The sequence below is a fragment of the Spongiactinospora gelatinilytica genome, assembly GCF_003236385.1.
GTDB lineage: Bacteria > Actinomycetota > Actinomycetes > Streptosporangiales > Streptosporangiaceae > Spongiactinospora > Spongiactinospora gelatinilytica.
Map to the genome: position 1 here is coordinate 1 of NZ_POUA01000714.1, position 1421 is coordinate 1421.

General features: G+C 73.0%; 1 protein-coding gene. It reads right to left on the reverse strand.

Translation table 11 applies throughout. The annotated features are described in order from the left end of the window. The coding region (locus C1I98_RS38845; protein ID WP_199537557.1) for a PH domain-containing protein at window positions 1-1388 on the reverse strand (1388 nt) is incomplete at its 3' end. Window positions 1389-1421 lie beyond the last annotated feature (33 nt).

Consider the following 1421-nt stretch of genomic DNA (forward strand, 5'->3'; position numbering starts at 1 on the left):
ATCACGGTGAGCACGCCCGCCTGCCGCTGGAACCACGTCTGGCGCAGTGTCCAGCCGACCACCGCCCGCCGTTCGACCACCGCCTGACGGCGGCGCAGGGACCCGGAGCGCACGGACAGGCGCGTGCCGTCGTAGGCATGCCCGAGCGAACGGTACCGGTCGAGCCCCAGGGGTACGCCCAGTACGGCCAGCAGCAACGCGAGGCCCGCCGGCGCCCACCACTCCCAGTCCCCCGTCGTGAGGGCCGTCACGGCCCCCACAGCCGTCAGGAACAGCCATGGAGCGATCGCGCGGAACATCCTGCGCCGCAGAGCGGCGGCCGGATGCGGGCGCAGCGGCGCGGCGAACCCGCCGACCGCCTCGGCCGTGACGGCCAGCGCGGCCTGACGCGGTACGACCGGAAGGAGCTGTCCCCGCGTCTGTGAGTCACCCAGCCCGGTCACGATCGCCCAAACCCGCACCACGCGGGCGAAGCGCTCGGCCGGCGCGTCGACGATCTCATAGCCTCTGACCCTGCGTCGTTCGAGTGAGACGCTGCGCCGGTTGATCAGGCCGCGCTCGGCGACCAGGTAGCCGTCCCGGGAGCGCAGGGTGAAGTCCCAGTTGAAGACCGCGTACATGACCGCGCCCACGAACGGCATGGCCAGCACGAGCAGGACCGCCGCCACCACCAGGAGCCAGGGATGGGTCCACAGCCACTTTCCGAGGTCCCAGGCGGCGCGCCGGCCGAAGCCGAACTCCTCGCCCCACTGGAACGCCAGGCCCACCGCGCCGGCGGCCAGCGCGAACGGGGTGAGCAGGTACGCACCGGACAGCGGGCCGTACAGGAGCCACTTTCGCGGCACGGCGGTGTGCACCTGGCCGGCTGCGGAGGATGCGGAGGGCATGGAGGGCACGGCCTCGCCGGGTACGGCCTGGACCGCCGGTCGCTCGCCCGCGGTGGCCTCCGGGACCGCCTCGGGGGCCTGGGCCCTGGCCGCTCTGGCGCGGCGCAGAAGTACGCCTTTGAGGCGTTCGGCCTCGGCGGCCGTCACGCCGTTGAGCTCCCCCTCCTGCTTCTCGCCGCCGCCTCTGGCCCCGGTGTCGATCCGCAGAACCGAAAGGCCGAGCAGCCGGTGCAGCGGCGGGGTGCTGATGTCCACGCCGCGGACCCGCTCCAGCGGGATCGTCCGCACCGATCGGCTGACCAGCGAGCGGGTCAGCTCCAGGCGGTCACCGACGATCTGGTACGTGAACGTCGCCCACCGCACCACCGAGTAGACGACGGTGCCCACCACGCCGAAGGCGGCCCACCCGAACGACGCCGGGGAGAACCCGCCCACGAACAGCACGCCGACGAGCGGCACGAACAACGACGGCAGCATCCGCACCGGATCGATCAGCAGCACCCTCGGACTGAGCCGAGCCGGCGCCCCCACCAC